Annotated in this window: 4 protein-coding genes; all 4 read left to right on the forward strand. The window is 36.3% G+C overall.

Annotated elements, in window-relative coordinates; translation table 11 throughout:
* Positions 1–212 precede the first annotated feature (212 nt).
* Entirely contained in the window at positions 213–839 is a 627-nt protein-coding gene (locus Q0L68_RS15795) for a hypothetical protein (RefSeq protein WP_296705076.1), read from the forward strand.
* A 71-nt stretch (positions 840–910) separates the two neighbouring features.
* Positions 911–3,340 (forward strand): heavy metal translocating P-type ATPase metal-binding domain-containing protein, encoded by a 2,430-nt coding sequence (locus Q0L68_RS15800; protein ID WP_296705078.1) that lies wholly within the window; start codon positions 911–913, stop codon positions 3,338–3,340.
* Between the two features lies 1 nt (position 3,341).
* On the forward strand, positions 3,342–3,530 hold the full coding sequence (ccoS, locus tag Q0L68_RS15805) for a cbb3-type cytochrome oxidase assembly protein CcoS (protein WP_296705079.1): 189 nt from the start codon (positions 3,342–3,344) through the stop codon (positions 3,528–3,530).
* Positions 3,523–5,301, forward strand: a 1,779-nt coding sequence (ccoN, locus tag Q0L68_RS15810) for a cytochrome-c oxidase, cbb3-type subunit I (RefSeq protein ID WP_296705081.1), incomplete at its 3' end; no start/stop codon positions are given. The genes ccoS and ccoN, both read left to right, overlap by 8 nt.

The following is a 5,301-nucleotide window of genomic DNA, read 5'->3' on the forward strand; positions in this document are numbered from 1 at the left end:
TCCCGAACAGAGAAGTTAAGCCCTGCAGCGCCGATGGTACTGGGGTTACACCCGGGAGAGTAGGTCGCCGCCACATTATTTAAGCCCTTTGGTTAACTCCAAAGGGCTTTTTTTGTATTTATGAGAAAAACTGATTTTTATCATATTCTTGCATAGGAATGGTCATGATGTTCTCGTTCCTCAATAAATAGCTTTGAGGAATGCTAATCAGAATGGAAACGAAGTCTTCAACCCATACGAAATTTGATCTACCATCTAGATTTATAAGTCCATTAAAAAGTGAAATTCTAAGTTATGAATTCCAGCCTGCTCTAGCTGATGGTCAATTTGTTTTTGATGGTTCTGATTATTCACTTTTTACTATGGAACTCAATAAAGTTTTGGATTGGCTAATGATTCATGATTTCCCAAAAGCAATTGAAAAAGAACCTTGTAATACGCCAATTCTTTTGTTTGTCCCTAATTTCTCAGTAAAACATCTTCTATTTCATTATGATGGCACAGAAAGTTCTGCTAAAATCATTGATAAATTCTTAACTCTTTTTCAAAATTTAATTCGTGGAAGCAAAGCGACGATTATTTCCCCTAGTTTTATTCCAAAATCGAGATTAAAAGAAGAACAAGAACTTATACAAAAAATTTCAGCTGCTACTTCAGAAACCAGCTTTATTAAATTTAATTTTTTAAGAATAGGTGATTTTTGGTCCTATGCAGTGCAACATAAATGTACTCTTTTAGTAACGACCAAAACCTACCAAAAAGAACTCTCAAATGTGCTTTTTAATTTTTATAAAGGGGCTCTTTGGGATGATCAATTATCATTTTACTTATCCTTATAAAGTATGGTAATTATTGACGTAAATCATGTTTTTAGAATAATTAATAATTTAATTTTTGTAAACTTAAAAAGATGAAAACTTCGAAAATCTCAAATTCAGTAATAGAATGCTACCACTGTGGGGAAGCTTGTACTGATTCAGGTTTGGCGATTGACGATAAAAATTTTTGTTGCCAAGGTTGTAAGCTTGTATTTGAAGTTATTTCTGAAAATGATCTTTGTTCTTATTACGATCAAGAAAAGTTTCCTGGTGAGACTCAAAAATTAAAAAATACAAGACTAAATAGATTTGACTATTTAGATGATGATCAGACGAAAATTCAATTATTAGACTTTAAAGGTGATTCAGAAAGTCATATATCATTTTTCATTCCACACATTCACTGTGCCTCATGCATTTGGTTATTAGAAAATCTCGTTCTTATCCATTCTGGTGTTTTAAATAGTAGAGTTGACTTTATTAAGAAAAAAGTCCAGATAAAATTTGATCACCATAAAATTTCACTAAAGGAATTAGTATCTCTTTTGTCAACTATTGGCTATGAACCAAAAATAAGCTTATCTGATCAAGGAGGTAAAATTAAGCCTGTTTATGATCGGAAATTAGTTTCCCAGTTAGCTGTGGCAGGGTTTTGTTTCGGAAATATGATGCTATTCAGTTTGCCAGAATATTTTTCCGAGACTCAATTACTAGGAAATGAATTTCGAGGTTTGTTTAACTATCTGAATGTTGTGCTGTCATTGCCGGTAGTTTTTTATTCAGCAAGAAGCTACTACTTGTCTGCTTGGAATTCCTTGAAACAGGAGAAAATAAATATGGATGTTCCAATCGTATTAGGGATCCTAGCTTTATTTCTTTATTCCCTATGGGAAATATTTGTTTTTGGTAATGCTGGATTCATGGACAGTCTTGGTGGGTTACTATTTTTCTTGCTCTTAGGTAAATTATATCAACAAAAGACTTTCGCCAATTTAGAGTTCGATAGGGATTATAAATCTTATTTCCCTATGGCTGTCACAAAACTAAACAAGGATAGAGAAGAGGTAATCCCTATTTCAAAGCTTGAAATTGGAGATGTGATCCTCATTAGAAATGAAGAGCTCATTCCTGCAGATTCAATTTTGCTCAGTGAAAATGCTAATATCGATTATAGTTTTGTCACAGGAGAAGAAATCCCGGTACCAAAACAAAAAAGAGAAATTATTTATGCCGGTGGCCGTCAATTTGGAGATCCTATTTTATTAACTATTCAAAAATCCCCCTCTCAAGGATATTTGACAGACCTTTGGAACAGCGAATCTTTTGAAAAAGAAAAAGTCGGATTATTGGAGCCCCTGGCAAATAAAGTGAGCGGTATTTTCACTTGGGCCGTCCTTTCAATAGCATTTATCGCATTTGTTTTTTGGAGTTTTCAAGATTTTTCAATCGCTATTAAAGCCTTTACATCAGTTCTCATAGTTGCATGTCCCTGTGCTTTGGCTATGTCAACACCTTTTACTCTTGGAAATACCTTGCGCATTTTTGGAAAAGGAAAATTCTATTTAAAAAATGCCGGGATCGTTGAAAAGTTGGCACAAGTAGAAACCATTGTTTTCGATAAGACAGGTACGCTTACCGCACCAGCTAATGCTCATATTGAGTTTATTGGTGAAAAGCTAACTGATCAGACCTTAGGTATTCTTAAATCTATGGTATCCAAATCAAGCCATCCTTTAAGTAATAGGATTAATTATTTTTTAGGAGATATCTCCCCGGAAAGTATTTCAGATTTTAAGGAAATAAAAGGAAAAGGGATTCAGGCTTTTTATAAAGGAGAGCAGATAAAGCTTGGTTCAAAGGAATTTACCCATTCGGCTATTCTTCAAGATATCAAAGACGGCAACCTTGTTTACTTATCTGTAAGTGGAGAGGACTTAGGATATTTTTATATAAGGTCAGGTTTGAGAAAGTCAGCGCCTAAAATGATCCAAGAATTACAAACTGACTATGAACTCCACTTACTTTCAGGGGACCACAGTCATGAACAAAGTTCATTAATTGATCAATTGGGAAAAAAGCTGATATTCAATTTTAATCAGAGCCCTTCTGACAAACTTAATTATTTAAAAAAACTGAATAGAGACGGTAAACATACCCTGATGATTGGAGATGGGTTAAATGATGCTGGAGCTTTGCAGGAAAGTGAAGTTGGAATAGCTGTAACAGAGCAAGTGAGTCATTTTTCCCCTGCCAGCGATGCCATATTAGATGCTTCCGTTATTTCTAGAATTCCCTCATTTTTAAGCTTTGCCAAAGCAAATAGGAATATTATTAAAATCAGTTTTCTATTGAGTTTCGCCTATAATATTATTGGTGTTTCCCTAGCGGTTCAAGGAATTTTGAGTCCCGTGATTTGTGCAATACTAATGCCTTTGAGTAGTATATCGGTGGTAGTGTTTACAACATTATCTACCAATTTCATCGCAATTAGAAAAGGTCTCATCAAACTAAATCAAAATTAAGATGGAGGTAATCTTTCTATTAATTGGAGTCAGTTTAATCTTAGCAAGTACCTTTTTATACTTGTTTTTCAAGGCCATGAAGGATGGACAATTTGACGATGATTATACCCCATCAGTGAGAATTTTATTTAATAGTCAGCAGAAAAAAGAAAAAAAAGATCAACCATCAAAAACTAAGTCCAATGAGTGATTCTACATTAGAAACGTTCCATTATGACAATAAGATTGTCAAGTATTTTGGGGCTGCCACCATTATTTGGGGGCTCGTCGGGATGCTTGTGGGGGTGATTGCCGCCACACAGCTATTTCTTCCTGAAGCCAATTTGGGAAACCCTTATACTACTTTTGGTAGGATAAGACCATTACATACGAATGCAGTAATTTTTGCATTTGTTGGGAATGCCATTTTTGCGGGTATTTATTATTCTATGCCCCGCTTATTGAAAACCCCCATGTGGAATAAAACCCTGAGTTGGTTTCATTTTTATGGGTGGCAATTAATCATTTTGGCAGCTGCAATCACACTTCCCTTAGGGCTTACTACCTCTAAGGAATATGCTGAATTGGAATGGCCAATTGATATCGCAATTGCTCTTGTTTGGGTGGCATTTGGAGCCAATATGATTGGAACCTTAATTACTAGGAGGGAAAGACATATGTACGTAGCTATCTGGTTCTATATGGCCTCATTTGTTACGGTTGCGGTTTTACATATTTTCAATTCATTAGCTCTACCGGTTTCTTTATTCAAGAGCTATTCTGCTTATGCAGGGGTTCAAGATGCGCTGGTACAATGGTGGTATGGACATAATGCGGTGGCATTTTTCCTTACTACGCCGTTTTTGGGATTAATGTATTATTTCTTGCCTAAGGCCGCAAATAGGCCTGTTTATTCCTATAAACTATCTATTGTGCATTTTTGGTCATTGATTTTTATTTACATGTGGGCAGGTCCTCACCATTTGCTTTATACAGCTTTGCCCGAATGGGCTCAGGTTTTAGGAACAGCTTTCTCTGTGATGCTAATTGCTCCTTCTTGGGGTGGTATGGTTAATGGTCTTTTGACCTTGAGAGGAGCATGGGATAAAGTAAGTAATGAACCTGTATTGAAATTTATGGTAGTGGCATTGACTGCCTACGGGATGTCAACTTTTGAAGGGCCGATGCTTTCTCTGAAAAATGTAAATGCGATTGCCCATTATACTGATTGGATAGTTGCACACGTCCATATCGGAGGTTTAGGTTGGAATGGATTTTTAACATTCGGTATGCTTTACTGGATGTGGCCAAGATTGTTTAAAACAAAAATCTATTCTTTGAAGCTGGCAAATACTCATTTCTGGGTAGGGACATTGGGTATCATTTTCTATGCACTTCCAATGTATGTAGCTGCCTTGACTCAGTTCTTGATGTTGAGAGAATTTGATGATATGGGTCGATTAGCTTATGGTAACTTCCTCCAAACTGTTGTCGAGTTAGTTCCTATGTATATTCTCAGAGCGTTTGGAGGATTACTCTACTTGAGTGGAGCAGTAATCATGGTTTATAATATGTGGAAGACAGCACAGCAGGGTGTTTTCCAAGAAACTGAAGTGGACTCTGCTCCTGCCTTAGCAAAAAACTACAAGCCGGCAGGCGAATTTTGGCATAGAGCATGGGAAAGAAAGCCAGTCTTCTTTACTGTATTAGCAACAATAGCAATTGCAATTGGTGGAGCGATTGAGATTATTCCAACCATTCTGGTAAAATCAAATGTGCCCACCATTAGTTCTGTGAAGCCATATACTCCTCTAGAACTTGAAGGTAGAGACCTCTACATAGCAAACGGATGTGTTGGTTGCCATTCTCAGATGATTAGACCTTTCAGGTTTGAAACTGAACGATATGGTGAATACTCTAAAGCAGGAGAATTCGTATATGACAGACCGTTCTTATGGGGTTCAAAGCGTACCGGTCCTGAT

Source organism: Algoriphagus sp. (genome assembly GCF_024642405.1).
In the GTDB taxonomy this organism is placed as follows: Bacteria; Bacteroidota; Bacteroidia; order Cytophagales; family Cyclobacteriaceae; genus Algoriphagus.

Excerpts from the sequence above, each read along its gene's own strand:
- Q0L68_RS15795 (WP_296705076.1), top strand. The coding sequence starts at position 213 with ATGGAAACGAAGTCTTCAACCCATACGAAATTTGATCTACCATCTAGA.
- Q0L68_RS15800 (WP_296705078.1), top strand. The coding sequence starts at position 911 with ATGAAAACTTCGAAAATCTCAAATTCAGTAATAGAATGCTACCACTGT.
- ccoS (WP_296705079.1), top strand. The coding sequence starts at position 3,342 with ATGGAGGTAATCTTTCTATTAATTGGAGTCAGTTTAATCTTAGCAAGT.